The following is a 16,676-nucleotide window of genomic DNA, read 5'->3' as shown; positions in this document are numbered from 1 at the left end:
ACCCCGGTGTCACGATCCGGCCGCCACCCGCCAGGACCGGCCACCGGACGACGCCGCACGAAAGCCGGACGCCCGCGACGAGACCCCGCGACGTCCCTCCCCGTGGGGCTCCGTCATGATCGGGGCATGCGCGAGAAGAACCGGCCGGACACCGGCGCCCCCGCCCTCCCCCCGTACCAGGAAGGGCTGCGCCGACGCCTCCTCTCCGCCCCGGTCGTCCCGGCACCGGCGCCCTGGCGGAGCGTTTTCGGCGGACACGCCCCCGTCGGCGGGCTCACGGGCATCGGCTTCGGCGTGGACCCCGCCACCGGCCACGACCTCGTGATGGTCGTGTCCTCCCAGGGGTACGGGGTCTTCGACGCCGTGACGGGCGAGCGGATCGCCCGGGACCGGGACCCCGAGGACGACGGGCCGGACGGCACGCCCGACCTGTCGTGCCCCTGGATCGGCCCGCTGACCGGTCGACGGGTGCGCGTCGCCGGGCTGTTCGGCGGCGGGCTGCACAGCACGAGCGGCGACGGCTGGACCGTGGACGTCGAGGCCCCCGACTGGCCGAACCACCGCATCCTGCTGTCGGACAACGGCGGGAACTGGCACCGGCCGCCGCACACCGAGGGCTGGTGGCACGTCTTCCACTCCACCTGGTCGACGCTGCGCGCCGCCGGCTTCTCCCCCACCGGACGGACGCTCGCGGTCGCCACCTCCAGCGACCTGACGCTGTGGACGCGCCGGCCCGCCTGAGGAGCGGTCAGGCGTCGAGGACGGCGGCGACGGCCTCGACCTCGACCAGCTGGTCGTGGTACCCGAGCACCGTGACGCCCATCAGCGTGCTCGGGACGTCGTGCGCGCCGAAGGCGTCCCGCACCACCTGCCAGGCGGCGACCAGGTCCGCCTGGCGGGTCGTCGCGACGAGCACGCGGGTGCTGATGACGTCCTCCATGCCGGCGCCCGCGTCCCTCAGCGCCGTCCGGAGGTTCTCGACGCAGGCCGCGGCCTGCCCGGCGACGTCGCCGACGGCGACGGTCGCGCCCTCGGCGTCGAGCGGGCAGGCGCCCGCGAGGAAGATCAGCCGGGCCTCGGCCGGCGCGGTCGCGGCGTACGCGTACTCGGCGACGTCGGAGAGGGAGGAGGAACGGATGAGGCTGACGGCACTGGGCACAGGGGGTCCTCTCGGCTGCGGCGGCGGCCCGGGGCCCGAAGCCGGCCCCGGTCACGGGATCACCCCACCATGTCAGGCCCCCTCCGCCGCCTCGACTCGATTTTCCGCGCCCCCGCGTGCGGCGCCGTACCGCACCGGCCCCAGCCCCTCCGGAAGCAGCCGCACCCCCTCCGCGACCGCCTCCGGCGCCGTGGCGACGTGCCGCCCGCCCTCCGCCATGAGGCGCGCCACCCGGTAGCCGCCCTCCCGCGCGCAGACAGATTCGGCCCCACGACGTCCAGGAACGGCCGGGTCGCGGCGGAGAAGCGCAGGGTCCAGTGGCTGGTGAACGGGTACAGCGCCCTCAACCGCGGCTCGGCGTACGCCGCTTCGACCAGCGCCCGGTACGCGTCCGCGAAGGGTGCGTCGAGTGCGGCGGCTTCCGCCACCAGGTGCCGCCACTCGGACTCCGCCATGCGCGCGGGGTCGCGATCGGTCAGCTCCAGGCGGCCGCTGGGGCGCACGAAGGGGGCCACCGCGTGGACGTCGTCCGGCGTCCGTCCGTCGTGCCACGCGCGGAGCGCCGCGGCGACCTGGGCCAGGTCGTCCGTCACGCCGTGCACGAGGGACAGGCCGAGGAGCGGTTCCGCCGCCGAGACGGACCACTTCCGCTCGTGGCTCCACGCCGAGACGCGCATCGCCTCCCGGTGCGGCAGCACGCTCCCGGCGGACGCGCTGGAGAGCGGTCCGCCGTCGGGCGAGGTCAGGGGCACGTCGTCGAGGGCGCCGTCCGCGACGGCGCGGAGCGCGGCGGCGAGGCTGCCGGCGGCGGCGATGTCGGGGAACAGGACCGCGGGTTCGGGAGGCGTCGGCATGGCGGCGATTCTGCCCGGTCCGCGCCTCAGCCGGCGGGTGTGGGCCAGTGCCGGTGGAGGGCGTCGATACGGAAGGTGTGGACGTGCCGGTGGTCCGGCCCGGTCGCGGTGACCATGTGCGGGTGGCCCGCGGGGAGTTCAGGGTGGGCGTGCTCCAGTTCCTCCGGGTCGCCGCGCGGCCACAGCCGGGCGGCGCCGGCGGCCGCGCCCAGGGCGACGGCGGTGAGGGCGGCGGCGGAGACGGCGGTCCCCGCGCGGGCGGCGAGCCAGCCGGCCAGCGGGTACGTCAGCAGCCAGCAGCCGTGCGAGAGCGAGAACCGCGCCGCGAAGACGGCGGGCAGGTCGGCGTCGGCGGCGGACCGGCGCAGCAGCCGGCCGCCGGGGGTGAGGACCGCCGAGGTGGCGGCGCCGAGGCAGAACCAGAGAGCGAGCAGCGCCGGCCAGGCGGCCGCCCGGTGCGCGTCGGCCCAGCCGGTGGCGAGCCCGGCGGTCAGCAGGCCGAGCGCGGCCGCGAGGACCGCGGCGGCGGGCAGCATGAGCGCGCGGTCCCCCGTCCGGTCGAGCAGGCGCGGGAGCAGCAGGGCGACGGTCATCGAGCCGGCCCCGTACGCGGCCAGGGCGAGGGACACGTCGCCGGCCGGCCGGGCCAGGCCGTCCTGGACGAGGACGACCGTGTCGACGAGGACCGCCGCGCCCGCGGCGGCGACGGCGAGGTCGAGGGCGAGCAGGGCGCGCAGCCGGGGCGTGGCGAGGAGGAGCCGGACGCCGAGGACCCGCGCGGCCGCCGGGCCCGGCCGGTCCTCCGGCGGGAGGCGCAGGGGCAGCACGAGGAGCGCGGAGAGGAGGAACCCGGCCGCGGTGCCGGTGAACAGCCATCCGTACGGCACGAGGGCGAGGAGCGCGGCCGCCAGGACGGGGCTGGCGAGGCTCTCCAGGTCGTAGGCGAGCCGGGAGAGGGCGAGCGCCCGGGTGTAGTCGCGCTCCTCGGGCAGGACGCGCGGGATCGTCGCCTGGAAGGCGGGGGTGAAGACCGCGGAGGCGGCCTGGAGCAGCAGGACCAGCGCGTACACCTGCCAGACCTGGTCCACGAACGGCAGGACCAGCGCGGCGAGCAGGCGTACGAGGTCGGCGCCGACGAGCAGCGCCCGGCGCGGCACGCGGCGGGCCAGCGCCCCGGCGAGCGGGGCCAGACCGACGTACGCCGCCATCTTGAGCGCGAGGGCGGTGCCGAGCACGGCGGGCGCGTGCCCCCCGGCGAGGTCGTACGCGAGGAGGGCCAGGGCGACGGTCGCCAGGCCGGTGCCCGTGAGGGCGACGACCTGAGCGAGGAAGAGGTGCCGGTACGTGCGGTCGCGCAGGACGGACAGCATGGGGACGCCCTCGGTCGGCTCGGGTGCGGTCCCCTTCACCGTAGCCGACATGTGCACGTGTGCGCACATGTCGATTCCGCAACGGCCGGAACCCGGAGTCCCCGACCCCGTCGCGGCTCCGTCGTGGCTCCGTCGCGTCAGGGGCCTCCCCGCCACCCGTCCGGCGTCAGTCGTGCCAGGGCTCCCCGGTGACCACGTGGTCGGCACGGTTCAGGGCCTCGACCACGAGCCGCTTCAGGTGCCCGTCCGGCAGCGTGTACACCACCCGCCGCCCGTCCTTCCGGGCCTGCACCAGCCCGCCCAGCCGCAGCTTGGCCAGGTGCTGGCTGACCGCCGGCCGCGCCGCCCCGCACGCCTCCGTCAGCGCGCCGACGTCGGCCTCGCCCCGCGTGAGCAACCAGAGCAGCTGCAGCCGGGTCGGGTCGCTGAGCAGCCCGAACACCTCGGCCGCCGCCGCGAGCTCGGGCGCTCCCGGCGTCCGTGGATGGACGGGAGTCACGACCTGTTCACGTACGGGATCCGCCATGGGCCCATCGTAGGGAGACGGACGAGGGGTTCGGCCCCCGCAGCGGCTCCAGGGCGGCCCGGGACTCCCGCCGGGCGTCCCGGGCCGCGACCAGGAGGGAAGGCGGGAGGACGTCGCCGTCGCGGACCGGCGACGGTCGGGGCGCGTCGTCATGGCAGGGCTTCCTCGCGGGGTGGATGGCCGTACACCGTCGTACGACGGGGCCGGTGGTTCACCCTCGTACGACGGGGTGGGTGCCGGATCCGATACGGACCCGGGAGCGTGACCCGGATCGCCTCCGGCCGCGCCCGCCTGCCCGTCCGGGTCCCGGGACGGGTGACCGATCCGTGGACCGGTCGTGCGCGGGGGCCGGGTCTCGGGTGAGGATGCTGCGGACGGCCGGGACGTGGCCGGGAGCGAGGAGAGACGACGATGACCATCGAGTGGCGCTACACCATCCACCCCGGCCTCGGTGTGCTCTCCTTGGCCGGCTTCCTCGGCCAGGAGGCGGTGGGGCGGTTCCAGGGGGCCGTCGGCTGGGCGCTCGCGCGCGGCACCGGGCCCGTGGTCCTCGACCTGACCGGGCTGCGCGGCTGGTCCGACGGCGGACGGCTCGCGGTGGCCGAGGCCGCGTCGCGGCTGGCCGCCGAGGGGCGCGGGCTCGAACTCGCCGCCGTGCCGGCGAGCGGGACGGACGGTCTGCCGGGCGGCGGATTCGCCGACGGACCGGTGGCCATCGCGGTCCACGGCGACCTCGCCACCGCCCTCGCCGCCCACCGGGACCGGGGCGTCGAGGAACGCGCATGGCGCAGCGACGCCTGGCCGGAGGGCGGCTGAGACGACGGGCCCCGGGGGCCGAGGGCCCCGCCCGGGCCGGTGTCGGCGCCGGGACCGCGGACCGGGCCGGGACCGCGGACGCTCGCCGGTCGGACCGTGCGGGCCTGCGGGCAGTGCGGGCAGCGCGGGGACGCTCGCCGGTCAGAACCAGTGCAGGCAGTGCGGCGGGCGCTCCGTCCGGAAGAGGGCGTCGGCCAGACCGGCCGCGTGGTGGGCGCGGATGTGGCCCGCGCCCACGAGCGTGCTCGGGGCCGTACCGCCCAGGTAGACCGAGCCGAGGTCGCTCACGTCCAGGGACAGGTCCGGGTCGCGGTCCGTCGGGACGCACTCGGCCTTGCCGTCCCGGACGGTCAGCAGATGGCGGCCCCGCTCGCCGAGGAACGGGTCGTGGACGTCGAGGACGAGCTCGCCGTCCGACAGCCAGCCCCGCGCGGTGAGCGCGCGCGGGACGTCGAGGACGCGCACCCACAGCCAGTCGGTGTCGTTGCTCACCTCGGCGGCCCGGTAGTCCGCGAACCGGTACCGCAGCGGATGAGCGGGCGGGACGTGCTTGAAGACGACCTTGTCGACGAGGTCGTGGTCGAGCGCGAAGCGGGCCAGCGCGGCGAAGACCGCGTCGTCGGCGGTGATGATCTCGTCGACCGTCAGCGTCTCGCCGTCGAGGGAGTACGAGGCGTACCCGTCCGGGTTCCCGTCGGCGTCCCGGTGGACGGCCACGTGCCGCGGTGCCTTCGCGACCGGGGGCTGACCGGCGCCGAGGGCCCACCAGCGGGGCGGCCGGGAGAGCGCGCCGGGCCGGGTGCGGCGGTAGCGGTCGTAGACCTCTTCGAGGACGGCGCCGCCGTCGGCCCGCCGGAGCAGTTCGACCGAGCCCCCCGGGGCAGGCGTCCCCGCGCGCGGGTCAGCGAAGGCGCTCTGGTGGCGCCGTACGGTCATCCGCTGCGTGGAGGTCGCCGGTCCGTAGCCGAACCTGCGGTAGATCAGGGCCTCGGAGGCCAGCAGCACGGAGAGGACCTCGCCCCGGCCCTTCAGCTCGGTGAGCTGGTGCCGCATCATCGCGGTGAGGACGCCCTGGCGTCGGTGCGAGGGCACGACGCCGACGGCGGTCACGCCGGAGACCGGGACGACGGTCTCGCCGGGCAGGGTGAGTTCGAAGGAGTACGCGCCGGCGGTGCCGACGGGGCGCCCGTCCGGGGCGAGGGCGAGGAGGTTGCGCTCCATCTCCAGGGCCGACCACCAGACGCCGCCGCCGTCCTCGCCGGGGGTCTCCGGGAAGCGTCCGAACGCGGCGTGCAAGGTGTCGACGAAGACCTCGAGGTCCTCGTCGGTCGTGGGACGGATCTCTACCACTACGGCTGCCTCCTCGTACCGGCGCCACGACTCCGCGGCACCCGCCCCAGTCCAGCGCCGCCCCGCGACCGGGTCAACCGAATTAGGAGGTAGGAGGCTTGACGGGGCGACACGGAGGGGGCCGGTCACGCGAGATCGGGACCGGCGGCGCGCCGGCGTGAGGCCGTGGGCGGCCGCCCCGGCCGGCGGGTCTTCGATGCCGTCATCGCCCCGTCATCGGGACCGACTCGCCCCGTCATCGCCCCGTCATCGGGACCGACTCGCCCCGTCATCGCCCCGTCATCGGGACCGACTCGCCCCGTCATCGCCCCGTCATCGGGACCGACTCGCCCCCTCTTCGGACCGGCTCGCCGTGGATGGCGTGACCCGGCCTCCCACCGGTCCTCAGTACCGCCCGCGACCGGAGCCCGCCGGTGGGTCCGGGCGACGGCGGGCGCGGTGCGGGCGGCAGCCGACGCTCAGTCGAGGCAGAACTCGTTGCCCTCGACGTCCCGCATGTTGATGCAGGACTCGTTGACGCCGTCGGCGTACAGCGTGTGGTCGTGGACCGCTCCGAGCGCGACGAGGCGCGCGCACTCCGCCTCCAGGACGGCCAGGCGTTCCGCGCCCACGAGTCCGGTTCCGGCGCGTACGTCGAGGTGCACCCGGTTCTTGACGACCTTGCCCTCGGGGACGCGCTGGAAGGAGAGCCGCGGCTCCTCGCCGACCGGGTCGATGGATGCCCGGTCCGCGCCCCGCCGCCCGGGCTCGGCGTCGTCGAACTCCTCCCAGGAGGCGAACCCCTCCGGCGCCGGCGGCGCGTCGTACCCGAGCACCGCGCACCAGAAGCGCGCGACCCGCTCGGGTTCCGCGCAGTCGAACGTGATCTGGACCTTCTTGATCGACGGCATCGGGGCCATCATAGGGAGGGGCTTCCGGAGCCCGGGGGCATTTTCTCCCTGGCGGGAGCGGGACGCCGACTGCCCTTGAACGTCGGCCACTTGAGCCGGTGCGACGGCCGTGCGCGATCATGATCCGCATGGACGCTCGCTTCCCCGGCATCACCGAACTCACCGAAGTCCCGTCCGTGGCGGTCGTGGTGGACGTCATGCGCGCCTACACCGTGGCCGCGTGGGCCTTCGCCCGCGGCGCGGAGAAGATCGTCCTCGCCGCGTCCCTGGACGACGCCATGGCCCTCAAGGCCCGCCACCCGGAGTGGTGGGCGCTGAAGGACGGGCCACCCGCGCCGGGGTTCGACCTCGTCAACTCCCCGGCGCTGCTGCGCTCCACCGACCTCACCGGCCGGACGGTCGTCCAGAAGACGACGGCGGGGACCGTCGGCGCGCTCGCCGTCAAGGACGCGGAACTGGTGCTGTGCGCGGGGTTCGTGGTGGCGGAGGCGACCGCCCGGACGCTGCGTGCGCGCGCGGGCGACACGGTCACGTTCGTGGTGACCGGCGAGGACGGGCGCGCGGAGGAGGACCTGGCGTGCGCCCAGTACATCGCCGCGAGGGCCACCGATCCGGACCCGCCCGCCGACGCGGCTCCCGCTGCCGCTGCCGACACGAGCTCCGGCGGCGCCTCCGGCCCGGGACCCCGTACGCATTCCGGCACGGCCTCCGGCCCGCAAACCGGCCCACGCTCCCGTACGACCGCCGGCCCGCACCCCGGCGCCGCCCCAGGCCCCCACTCCCGTACGACCCCCGGCCCGCAATCCGGCCCCCACCCCGGCGCGGCCTCCGGCCCGCGCTCCCGTACGGACGCCGGCACGGAATCCCGTACGCGCTCCCGTACGACCCCCGGCACCGCATCCGGCACCCGTCCCACCACGCCCGCCGGCCCGGGCCCCGCTCCCCACCCGGCCTCCGCCTCCGGCCCGGAATCCCCTCCTCGCTCCTCCCTGACGCCCTCCGGCACCGACCCCACTCCCTACCTCCGCCGCGCCGCCGCCTCGCGCGCCGCCGTCGAGCTGGCGCGGGGTGTGCGCGCGGGGGCCCATCCCGACGACGTCGCCCTCTGCCTGCAGCTGGACCGCTTCGCCTTCGCCATGGTGGCGACTGTGGAGGACGCGCTCATGGTGCTGCGCCCGTACCCGGCGCCACCGCTTCCCGCCACCCCCGCCGAACCCCCCACCCGCACCCGCACCTGACGACGGACACCTCCTCGCCTCGTTCACAACCCTGAACATCCTTCACGTACCCGCATATTGACGTGTCTCCAACACTCCCCCTAGCGTCGGCGCCAGCACGCCAGAAAGCGCTTTCTCGACCGTGTCCGAGCCGCTTCCCCACCAGGAGACACCGATGCGCACCCCTTCCCTCGCCCTGAGCGTGGGCCTCGTCGCCGGCACCCTCGTCGCGCTGTCGAGCGCCGGCGGCGCCCAGGCCGCCACCGCCCGGTACGAGGCCGAGGCCTCGCCCGCCGTCTGCACCGGGACGATCGACTCCGACTGGACCGGGTTCTCCGGCAGCGGGTTCTGCAACGGCACCAACGCGGTCGGCGCCCACGCGCAGTTCACCGTGTCGGCGCCCGCCGCCGGGAGCGCGACGCTCACCGTGCGGTACGCCAACGGGACGACCACCGCCCGGCCCGCCGACGTCGTGGTCAACGGGACGACCGTCGCCGCCGGGGCCTCCTTCGGGTCCACCGGTACGTGGACGGGCTGGACGTCCAGGACGTTCACCGTGCCGGTCGCGGCCGGCACCAACACCGTCCGGCTCGTCCCGACGACCGCCGCCGGACTGCCCAACGTCGACCACGTCGAGCTGGCCACGGCCGACTCCCCCGCCCCCTCCGGCCCCGCCCTGTACGTCTCGCCCGCCGGGACCGCGGGCGCCTCCGGCACCCAGGCCGACCCGACGACGCTGGCGTCCGCGATCACCCGGATCGGCGCCGGCGGCACGATCTACCTGCGCGGCGGCACGTACGCGCACTCCACCACCGTCACCGTGGCCGCCGGCAACAACGGCACCTCGGCCGCCCGCAAGACCATCGCCGCGTACCCGGGCGAGACGCCGGTGCTCGACTTCTCCGCGATGGCCGAGTCCTCGTCCAACCGCGGGCTCGCCCTGAACGGCAACTTCTGGCACGTGAAGGGCCTGATCGTGCAGCGCGCCGGCGACAACGGCATCTACGTCGGCGGCAGCGACAACGTCATCGAGCGCACGGTCACCCGCTTCAACCGGGACACCGGCCTCCAGCTCGGGCGGATCGGCTCCACCACCCCGCGCGACCAGTGGCCGGCCCGCAACCTCATGGTGAGCGTCGAGTCGCACGACAACGCGGACGCGGCCGGCGAGAACGCCGACGGCTTCGCCGCGAAGCTGACCACCGGGCCGGGCAACGTCTTCCGGTACGCGGTCGCCCACCACAACATCGACGACGGCTGGGACCTCTACACCAAGCCCGACACCGGCCCGATCGACCCGGTGACGATCGAGTACTCGCTCGCCTACACCAACGGCACCCTCTCCGACGGCACGGTGAACGCCAACGGCGACCGCAACGGCTACAAGCTCGGCGGGGAGTCGATCGCCGTCGACCACGTCGTGCGGCGCAGCATCGCCTACCGCAACGGCAAGCACGGCTTCACGTACAACAGCAACCCGGGCTCGCTGAAGGTCTCCGAGAACATCTCGGTCGACAACGCGCAGCGCAACTTCACCTTCGAGGCCGGCACGTCGGTCTTCCGGGGCAACACGTCCTGCCGCAGCACGGGTTCCGGCACGAACGACAAGCTCGTCGGCGACGTGGACGGCACGAACCAGTTCTGGTCCGGTACGAACGGCGCGCGCTGCGTGAACTACGGCGGCGCCCTCGGCTGGTCCTTCGCCTCGGACGGTTCGCTCGCCGCCACCTTCGGGGGCCGGCCCGTCACCTGGTGATCCGCCGGCCGCGAACCGCGCGCCCGCGCCCGTCCGTTCAGGCGCGGGCGCGCAGTTCCCTGCCGAGGGCGTACGCGGCCCGCAGGTCGTCGCCCTCGTATCCGGCGCCGGCCAGGGCGCGCAGCGCCGGAGAGGCGTTGACGGCCACCGTGTGGCGCAGGACGGAGAAGAGCGGCACGTCGGAGCCGGAGTCGCCGTAGGCGACGCAGGAGTCCCGGTCGAGGCCGAGGGCGGCGCGGAGCCGGTCGACGGCCGTCACCTTGTCCCCGGGGACGAGGATCCTGGCGGGGTCGAGCGCCGTACGGAACGGGGGCGGCGGGAAGCCGGAGGCCACCACGTCGTCGACGCCGAGGCCGCGGAGCCGGTCGGCGAAGAAGTCCGGCGACATGGTGACGACGACGGCCCGGTCGCCGCGGTCCCGGATGTCCTCGAGGACCTCCGGGAGCCCGCCGATCCACGGCGCCGCGTCGAACGCCTCGGCGACGACATCGGGGGTCAGTTCACGCCACAGCCCGTGCAGGACGGCGGCGAAGCCCCGGGTGTCGATGCTTCCGGCGGCGAACTCGGCCTCCAGGGCGCGGAGTTCGTCCAGGCAGCCGAGCCGGGCGGCGATCTCCAGGCCGGCCGAGGTGTTCCTGAGCAGCGTGCCGTCCATGTCGAAGACGTGCAGCAGCCGTCCGTCCTTCACCGTGCCTCCCCGGTCCGGGGATCAGCGTACGGTGCGGACGAAGACGACCGACACGGCGCCGGCGAGGGTGACGAGCGCGGCGGTGCGGGGAGGTGCGCGGGGTCAGCTGCCGAAGCCGAGGCCGAGGCGGTCCAGGGTGCGCAGCCACAGGTCGCGGCGGCCCTCGTTGCGGTCGGACCGGGTGAGCGAGCGCTGGGTGAGGCCGATGCCGATGGAGCGGACGGGCTCGGGCGGGAAGGGCAGCGGCTTGCGGCGTACGAGTTCGAGGGAGGTGCGCTCGGTGCGGGCGCCGGCCAGCAGGTCGAGCATCACCTCGGCGCCGAAGCGGGTGGCGCCGACGCCGAGGCCGGTGAAGCCGGCGGCGTACGCCACCTTGCCGTGGTGACTCGTGTCGAAGAAGACGCAGAAGCGCGTGCTGGTGTCGATGGCCCCGCCCCAGGCGTGGCTGAAGCGGACGCCCTCCAGCTGCGGGAAGGTGCGGAAGAAGGTGCGGGCGAGGGTGGCGAAGGTCTCCGGGCGCTGGTCGTTCTCGGCGCCGACGCGGCCGCCGTAGCGGTAGACGACGTCGTAGCCGCCCCACAGGATCCGGTTGTCGGCGGAGATCCGCACGTAGTGGAAGTGGTTGGCGGGGTCGGACCAGCCCTGGCGGTTCTTCCAGCCGACGGCGGCGAGCTGTTCGGCGCCGAGCGGTTCGGTCATCAGCGCGTAGTCGTAGACGGGCACCGTGTAGGGGCGGTGGCGGCGCAGCAGCGACGGGTAGGCGTTGGTGGCCAGGGCGACGCGGCGGGCGGTGATCCGGCCGTAGGGGGTGCGGACGGCGACGACGGCGCCGTGCTCGTCGAGGGAGAGGCCGGGGGTGTGCTCGTGGACGCGGACGCCGAGGTCGAGGCAGGCCCGCTTGAGGCCCCAGGCGAGGCGGGCCGGGTTGACCATGGCGGTGTCGCTCTTGTTCCACAGGCCGCCGAGGAAGGTGGGCGAGTCGATCTCGGCGCGGACGGCGTCGGCGTCGAGGAGGGCGGTGGTGGCGCCGTACCGTGCGGCGGTCTCGGCCTCCTCGGCGAGCCAGGGGACCTGGTGGGGTTCGGTGGCGACGGTGAGGGAGCCGGTGCGCTCCCAGTCGCAGTCGATGTCGTACCGCTCGACGGCGTCCTCCATGGCCTGGAGGTTCTCCCGGCCGAGGCGTTCGAGGGTGGCGATCTCGCCGGGCCAGCGGTCGAGGCCGTTGCCGAGGCCGTGGGTGAGGCTGGACTCGCAGAAGCCGCCGTTGCGGCCGGAGGCGGCGTGGCCGATCTCCGCGCCTTCGATGAGGACGACGTCGGTGGCGGGGTCGCGTTCCTTGGCGAGGAGCGCGGTCCACAGGCCGGCGTAGCCGCCGCCGACGACCAGGAGGTCGCAGGTGGTGCCGCCGACGAGGGCGGGGGTGGCCCGGGGGCGGCGGGGGTCGTCGAGCCAGAACGGCTTGGGTTCGGCGTCCCGCAGGGAGTTCAGGTGGTCCATGGGGGTGTCCTTCGGATCGCGGAGGAGCCCGGTCGCGGGGCTCCTTCCGAGGTGCCGCCCATGAGACCCGGCCGCGCCCGACAAGGTCAATGGTGTTGACATAAGGCGCGCAGCCAGGGCCCGGAAGGGGCCGCCGGCGGCTCAGCCCTGCGGGTCCCAGCGGTCGAGGAGCCCTTCCGCGATGCGGCGGGCGCCGGGGTCGTACCGCTGCGCGAGGGTGCGGAAGGTGCGCTCGGCGGCCTCGGCGGGCCACTCCTCGGGGAGGTGTTCGGCCGGCAGGTACGGGTCGCGGCGGACGAGTTCGAGCCAGTCGGTGTGGAGCAGCAGCTGGCGGCCGAGGTCGTCGCGGGCGTCGGCGGCGGGGTCGTCGCCGCCCCAGCGGGCGAGGAAGGCGCGGTAGCCGGCGGCGATGGCGTCGAGGTCGAAGGCGGTACGGAGCAGGGGGCCGGCCTCGGTCGGCGCGGCGGCCGCTCCGTGGAAGGCCCTGATACGGTCGCCGAGCCCGAGCTCCGCCGCGAGGGGCGCGACGTCGACGCGGCCGGGGGCGGCCCACAGGCCGCTCTGGAGCGGGCCGAAGCCGGCCCAGACGAGCCGGGAGCGCAGGTCGTGACGCTCCCGGCGCCAGGACTCGGGGAGCGAGAAGCCGACGAGGGTCCAGGTGCCGTCCCAGGCCCGGTTGACGGCGCCGGTGCGCCGGACGCGCTCCTCGCCGTCGGCGAGGACGGCGGCCGCGCGGTCGGTGAGCGAGAAGTACATGCGGCGGCCGCGCCGGTGCCGGTCCAGGAGTCCCCGTCCGACCATGCGGGTGAGCGTGGAGCGGACGGCGTCCTCGCCGACGTCGGCGCGGGCGAGGGCGTCGATGACGCTGGCCGAGGAGAGCGCGGTGCCGGTGCCGAGCACGTGGATGCCGAAGAAGCTCAGCATCAGGGACTGGGGGCGGGGCGCGGAGCCGCGTTCGCCGGTGTCGGGCTCGGTTTCGTCGGTGCGCTGCGGGGCGGGTGGGGTCACGGGGACAGCGTAGGCGGGCGGGTTCCCGGCGCGCAGACCCCGGGAGAAATATTCGGCACTTTGTTGACCGCAGACGGGACGTTGCCTAGCTTTGGCGCCGCCGGTGCGTGTGCGAGGCGGCGATCCCGCGCCCCGCCCCCGGCGACCCTCGACTCACGGGAAGGACCCCGTCCATGACTTCTCCCCAGGTGAATCCGGCGCGTCCGGTGGACCTCACCGGCAAGGTGGCCGTCGTCACCGGCAGCGGCCGCGGCCTCGGCCTCGCCTACGCCCGTTCGCTGGCCGCCGCCGGCGCCGCCGTCGTCGTCAACGACGTGGACGCCGAGGCCGCCGACGCGGCGGTGAAGGAGATCACCGAGGCGGGCGGCCGGGCCGTCGCCGAGGTGGTGCCGGTCGGCTCGACCGAGGCCGCCGAGGCCCTCGTCGCCCGGGCCGTCGACACCTTCGGCCGGATCGACACGATGGTCACCAACGCGGGCGTGCTCCGCGACCGCGTGCTGTGGAAGATGACCGACGACGACTTCGACACCGTCGTCCAGGTCCACCTGCGCGGCACCTTCACCTGCGTCCGCGCCGCCGTGGAGCGGATGCGCGAGCAGGGCGACGGCGGCCGGATCGTCGTCGCCGGCTCCCCCGCCGGCCAGCGCGGCAACTTCGGCCAGACCAACTACGCCGCCGCCAAGGCCGGCATCGCCGCCATGGTCCGCACCTGGGCGATGGAGCTGGGCCGCGCGGGCATCACCGCCAACGCCGTCATCCCGGTCGCCGCCACCGCCATGACCAAGACCGTCCCGGTCTTCGCCCCGCACATCGAGGCCCTGGAGCAGCACGGCACCCCGTTCCCGGACAGCCTGCGCAAGGGCGAGGGTTTCGGCACCCCCGAGGACGTCGCCGGCCTGGTCGCCTTCCTCGCCTCGGACGCCTCCGCCGGCGTCACCGGCCAGTGCATCGGCATCGGCGGCGACAAGCTCGCCCTCTGGTCGCACCCGCAGGAGATCGCGGTGGCGTACGCGGACGGCGGCTGGAGCGCGGACGCCATCGCCGCCGCCTGGCCGGTCTCGGTCGGCCGCGCCCCGGAGACCTACGGCATCCCGGCCCCGGTCCTGTGAGCGGCGGCGTGATGGACCTCGACGCGCTCGTCGCCATCGACATGCACGCCCACGCGGAGGTGTCCGCGAAGGGCGGGGCGTCGCTCTCGGCCGAACTGGACGCCGCCGCCGGCGCGTACTTCAAGGCGGAGCACCGTCACCCGACGCTCCCGGAGATCGCCGCGTACTACCGCGAGCGGTCGATGGCCTGCGTGGTCTTCACCGTGGACGCGGAGTCGGCCACCGGCACCCCGCCGGTGCCGAACGAGGAGATCGCCGAGGCGGCCGCCGAGAACCCGGACGTCATCATCCCCTTCGCCGGTGTCGACCCGTACAAGGGGAAGGCGGCGGTCCGTCAGATCCGGCGGCTGGTCGAGGAGTTCGGGGTCAAGGGCTTCAAGTTCCACCCGAACCTCCAGGCGTTCCACCCCCACGACCGGATGGCCTACCCGCTGTACGAGGCCATCGAGGACGCGGGCGCGATCGCCGTCTTCCACACCGGGCAGACCGGCATCGGCGCGGGCGCGCCGGGCGGCGGCGGGATCCGGCTCAAGTACGCGAACCCGATGGACGTGGACGACGTCGCCGCCGACTTCCCCGGCATGCGGATCGTCCTCGCCCACCCGTCCTTCCCCTGGCAGGACGAGGCGCTCGCGGTGGCCACGCACAAGCCGAACGTGTACATCGACCTGTCCGGCTGGTCCCCCAAGTACTTCCCGCCGCAGCTCGTCCGCTACGCGAACAGCCTCCTGCAGGACAAGGTGCTGTTCGGCTCGGACTATCCGCTGCTCACGCCGGACCGCTGGCTCGCCGACTTCGCCGGGCTGCCGCTGAAGGACGAGGTCCGGCCGAAGATCCTGAAGGACAACGCGGCCCGACTGCTCGGACTCGCCACCACCTGAGGGGGGACCCATGCGCAACCAGGGCATCGGGTCCTGGCCGGCCCGCCGCAACCGCAGGACGCCCCGCCGGACCGCCCTCGTCCACGAGGGCCGCACGACGGACTACGCGACCCTCCACGACCGCTCCACCCGCCTCGCCCACGTCCTGCGCGGCGCGGGCGTGCGGCGCGGCGACCGGGTCGCCTTCCTGGGCCCGAACCATCCGGCGTACCTGGAGACGCTGTTCGCCGCCGGGCTCCTCGGGGCGGTCTTCGTACCGCTCAACAACCGGCTCGCCACCGCGGAGTTGGCGCACCAGCTGACCGACTCCGGCAGCGACGTGCTGGTGCACGCCCGGCAGCCGGAGGGCAAGGCGGCCGAACTGGCCTCGGCCGCCGGGACCGCCACCCTGATCGCCGTGGAGGGCGAGGGTCCGGGCCGGTCGTACGAGGAGCTGCTCGCCGCCGCGCCGGCCGATCCGCTCGACGAGGAGGTGGGGCACGACGACGTCTGCCTCATCATGTACACCTCGGGCACCACGGGCCGGGCCAAGGGCGCCGTCCTCACGCACGGCAACATCGTCTGGAACAGCCTCAACGTCGTCGTCGACACGGACATCGCGGGCGACGAGGTGGCCTTCGTGAGCGCCCCGCTCTTCCACACCGGCGCGCTCAACATGAGCTGCCTGCCGACGCTCCTCAAGGGCGGCACGGTCGTCCTGGAGTCGGCCTTCGACGCGGAACGGGCCCTGCGCCTGATCCGGCAGCACCGCGTCACCGCGCTGTTCGGGGTGCCGACGATGTACGACGCGATGGCGGCCGCCCCCGGCTGGCAGGAGGCGGACCTGACCAGTCTGCGGCTCCTGCTGTGCGGCGGGGCGCCCGTCCCCGGCCGGACCGCCCGGACGTACCTGGACCGGGGGCTCGCCTTCGTCCAGGGGTACGGCATGACCGAGGCGGCGCCGGGGGCGCTGATCCTGGACCGTGCCGACTCGGCGAGCCGCGCCGGCACGGCGGGCGTGCCGCACTTCTTCACGGACGTCCAGGTGCTGCGCGAGGACGGCACGGAGGCGGCGCCCGGCGAGAAGGGCGAGGTCGTGGTGGCGGGGCCGAACGTGACCCCGGGCTACTGGAACCTGCCGGAGGCGACCGCCGCGGCCTTCCGCGACGGGGGGCGTTTCCGGTCCGGCGACATCGCCACCGTCGACGCCGACGGCTACGTCACGCTCGTCGACCGCCTCAAGGACATGATCATCTCGGGCGGGGAGAACATCTACCCGGCCGAGGTCGAGGACGCCCTGCTCCGGCACCCGGACGTCGCCGAGGCGGCCGTCATCGGCGTTCCCGACGCCCGCTGGGGCGAGGTCGGCCGCGCGGTCGTCGTGCCGCGCGCCGGGACCTCCCCGACCGCCGAGGAGCTGCTCGCCCACCTCGGGGGCCTGCTGGCCCGCTACAAGATCCCGCGGAGCGTCGTGCTCGCGCCCGAACTGCCCCGCAACGCCACCGGAAAGCTGCTGAAGGGCCCCATCCGGGACCACTACGGCAGCGACCCCGCCCACTGACCCTTCCGGAGAACC

Annotated in this window: 15 protein-coding genes and 1 pseudogene; 7 read left to right on the top strand and 9 right to left on the bottom strand. The window is 74.9% G+C overall.

All coding sequences use genetic code 11. The annotated features are described in order from the left end of the window. The first annotated feature begins 126 nt into the window (after positions 1 to 126). A complete protein-coding gene (locus ABFY03_RS34695; RefSeq protein ID WP_346171844.1) occupies positions 127 to 741 on the top strand; it encodes a hypothetical protein in 615 nt (204 codons plus the stop codon). Positions 742 to 748: 7 nt separating this feature from the next. Here ABFY03_RS34695 and ABFY03_RS34690 read toward each other — a convergent pair whose 3' ends face one another. The 4 genes from ABFY03_RS34690 to ABFY03_RS34675 all read right to left on the bottom strand — a co-directional run bounded on the left by ABFY03_RS34690 (position 749) and on the right by ABFY03_RS34675 (position 3,909). After that, on the bottom strand, positions 749 to 1,159 hold the full coding sequence (locus tag ABFY03_RS34690) for a RidA family protein (protein WP_319010336.1): 411 nt from the start codon (positions 1,157 to 1,159) through the stop codon (positions 749 to 751). 59 nt (positions 1,160 to 1,218) lie between these two features. Beyond that, the gene (locus ABFY03_RS34685) at positions 1,219 to 2,013 is read right to left on the bottom strand and encodes a DUF6193 family natural product biosynthesis protein (protein WP_346171843.1); all 795 of its coding nucleotides are present in this window, start codon (positions 2,011 to 2,013) and stop codon (positions 1,219 to 1,221) included. Between the two features lie 26 nt (positions 2,014 to 2,039). Next, positions 2,040 to 3,383, bottom strand: a complete 1,344-nt coding sequence (locus tag ABFY03_RS34680; protein ID WP_346172355.1) for an MFS transporter — start codon at positions 3,381 to 3,383, stop codon at positions 2,040 to 2,042. Positions 3,384 to 3,549: 166 nt separating this feature from the next. After that, on the bottom strand, positions 3,550 to 3,909 hold the full coding sequence (locus ABFY03_RS34675; RefSeq protein ID WP_346171842.1) for an ArsR/SmtB family transcription factor: 360 nt from the start codon (positions 3,907 to 3,909) through the stop codon (positions 3,550 to 3,552). Positions 3,910 to 4,320: 411 nt separating this feature from the next. Between ABFY03_RS34675 and ABFY03_RS34670 the strand changes: the two genes are divergently transcribed. Further along, positions 4,321 to 4,725, top strand: coding sequence for an STAS domain-containing protein (locus ABFY03_RS34670; RefSeq protein WP_346171841.1), 405 nt, complete (start codon positions 4,321 to 4,323; stop codon positions 4,723 to 4,725). 141 nt (positions 4,726 to 4,866) lie between these two features. On the opposite strand, the gene ABFY03_RS34665 is transcribed toward ABFY03_RS34670, so the two are convergent. Both ABFY03_RS34665 and ABFY03_RS34660 read right to left on the bottom strand, forming a co-directional pair. Then, a complete protein-coding gene (locus ABFY03_RS34665) occupies positions 4,867 to 6,075 on the bottom strand; it encodes a GNAT family N-acetyltransferase (protein ID WP_346171840.1) in 1,209 nt (402 codons plus the stop codon). Between the two features lie 458 nt (positions 6,076 to 6,533). Beyond that, positions 6,534 to 6,965, bottom strand: a complete 432-nt coding sequence (locus ABFY03_RS34660) for a VOC family protein (protein ID WP_319010331.1) — start codon at positions 6,963 to 6,965, stop codon at positions 6,534 to 6,536. A gap of 128 nt (positions 6,966 to 7,093) precedes the next feature. Between ABFY03_RS34660 and ABFY03_RS34655 the strand changes: the two are divergent. Together ABFY03_RS34655 and ABFY03_RS34645 are read left to right on the top strand one after the other, a co-directional pair. Then, positions 7,094 to 7,651: pseudogene (locus ABFY03_RS34655) on the top strand (2-phosphosulfolactate phosphatase); the annotation flags it as partial. A 706-nt stretch (positions 7,652 to 8,357) separates the two neighbouring features. Continuing rightward, a complete protein-coding gene (locus tag ABFY03_RS34645) occupies positions 8,358 to 9,938 on the top strand; it encodes a carbohydrate-binding protein (protein ID WP_346171839.1) in 1,581 nt (526 codons plus the stop codon). Positions 9,939 to 9,975: 37 nt separating this feature from the next. Here the strand turns inward: ABFY03_RS34645 and ABFY03_RS34640 are convergent, their stop codons facing one another. From ABFY03_RS34640 to ABFY03_RS34630, 3 genes are all read right to left on the bottom strand, one after another. Continuing rightward, on the bottom strand, positions 9,976 to 10,626 hold the full coding sequence (locus ABFY03_RS34640; protein ID WP_319011330.1) for an HAD family hydrolase: 651 nt from the start codon (positions 10,624 to 10,626) through the stop codon (positions 9,976 to 9,978). A 102-nt stretch (positions 10,627 to 10,728) separates the two neighbouring features. Then, the gene (locus ABFY03_RS34635; RefSeq protein WP_346171838.1) at positions 10,729 to 12,123 is read right to left on the bottom strand and encodes an NAD(P)/FAD-dependent oxidoreductase; all 1,395 of its coding nucleotides are present in this window, start codon (positions 12,121 to 12,123) and stop codon (positions 10,729 to 10,731) included. A gap of 141 nt (positions 12,124 to 12,264) precedes the next feature. Further along, positions 12,265 to 13,131 (bottom strand): PaaX family transcriptional regulator, encoded by an 867-nt coding sequence (locus ABFY03_RS34630; RefSeq protein WP_346171837.1) that lies wholly within the window; start codon positions 13,129 to 13,131, stop codon positions 12,265 to 12,267. Between the two features lie 173 nt (positions 13,132 to 13,304). Here ABFY03_RS34630 and ABFY03_RS34625 point away from each other — a divergent pair, with 173 nt between their 5' ends. The 3 genes from ABFY03_RS34625 to ABFY03_RS34615 are packed head-to-tail and all read left to right on the top strand — an operon-like array spanning position 13,305 to position 16,661. Next, complete coding sequence (locus ABFY03_RS34625) at positions 13,305 to 14,240, top strand: SDR family NAD(P)-dependent oxidoreductase (protein WP_346171836.1); 936 nt, start codon at positions 13,305 to 13,307, stop codon at positions 14,238 to 14,240. A gap of 11 nt (positions 14,241 to 14,251) precedes the next feature. Further along, on the top strand, positions 14,252 to 15,121 hold the full coding sequence (locus tag ABFY03_RS34620) for an amidohydrolase family protein (RefSeq protein WP_319011436.1): 870 nt from the start codon (positions 14,252 to 14,254) through the stop codon (positions 15,119 to 15,121). A gap of 10 nt (positions 15,122 to 15,131) precedes the next feature. After that, the gene (locus ABFY03_RS34615; protein ID WP_319011326.1) at positions 15,132 to 16,661 is read left to right on the top strand and encodes an acyl-CoA synthetase; all 1,530 of its coding nucleotides are present in this window, start codon (positions 15,132 to 15,134) and stop codon (positions 16,659 to 16,661) included. Positions 16,662 to 16,676 lie beyond the last annotated feature (15 nt).

It is taken from the genome of Streptomyces roseofulvus (genome assembly GCF_039534915.1).
GTDB classification, from domain to species: domain Bacteria; phylum Actinomycetota; class Actinomycetes; order Streptomycetales; family Streptomycetaceae; genus Streptomyces; species Streptomyces roseofulvus.
This window is presented reverse-complemented; position numbering and strand designations above follow the sequence as displayed.

Excerpts from the sequence above, each read along its gene's own strand:
- ABFY03_RS34695 (WP_346171844.1), top strand. The coding sequence starts at position 127 with ATGCGCGAGAAGAACCGGCCGGACACCGGCGCCCCCGCCCTCCCCCCG.
- ABFY03_RS34685 (WP_346171843.1), bottom strand. The coding sequence starts at position 2,013 with ATGCCGACGCCTCCCGAACCCGCGGTCCTGTTCCCCGACATCGCCGCC.
- ABFY03_RS34680 (WP_346172355.1), bottom strand. The coding sequence starts at position 3,383 with ATGCTGTCCGTCCTGCGCGACCGCACGTACCGGCACCTCTTCCTCGCT.
- ABFY03_RS34675 (WP_346171842.1), bottom strand. The coding sequence starts at position 3,909 with ATGGCGGATCCCGTACGTGAACAGGTCGTGACTCCCGTCCATCCACGG.
- ABFY03_RS34670 (WP_346171841.1), top strand. The coding sequence starts at position 4,321 with ATGACCATCGAGTGGCGCTACACCATCCACCCCGGCCTCGGTGTGCTC.
- ABFY03_RS34660 (WP_319010331.1), bottom strand. The coding sequence starts at position 6,965 with ATGCCGTCGATCAAGAAGGTCCAGATCACGTTCGACTGCGCGGAACCC.
- ABFY03_RS34645 (WP_346171839.1), top strand. The coding sequence starts at position 8,358 with ATGCGCACCCCTTCCCTCGCCCTGAGCGTGGGCCTCGTCGCCGGCACC.
- ABFY03_RS34635 (WP_346171838.1), bottom strand. The coding sequence starts at position 12,123 with ATGGACCACCTGAACTCCCTGCGGGACGCCGAACCCAAGCCGTTCTGG.
- ABFY03_RS34625 (WP_346171836.1), top strand. The coding sequence starts at position 13,305 with ATGACTTCTCCCCAGGTGAATCCGGCGCGTCCGGTGGACCTCACCGGC.
- ABFY03_RS34620 (WP_319011436.1), top strand. The coding sequence starts at position 14,252 with ATGGACCTCGACGCGCTCGTCGCCATCGACATGCACGCCCACGCGGAG.
- ABFY03_RS34615 (WP_319011326.1), top strand. The coding sequence starts at position 15,132 with ATGCGCAACCAGGGCATCGGGTCCTGGCCGGCCCGCCGCAACCGCAGG.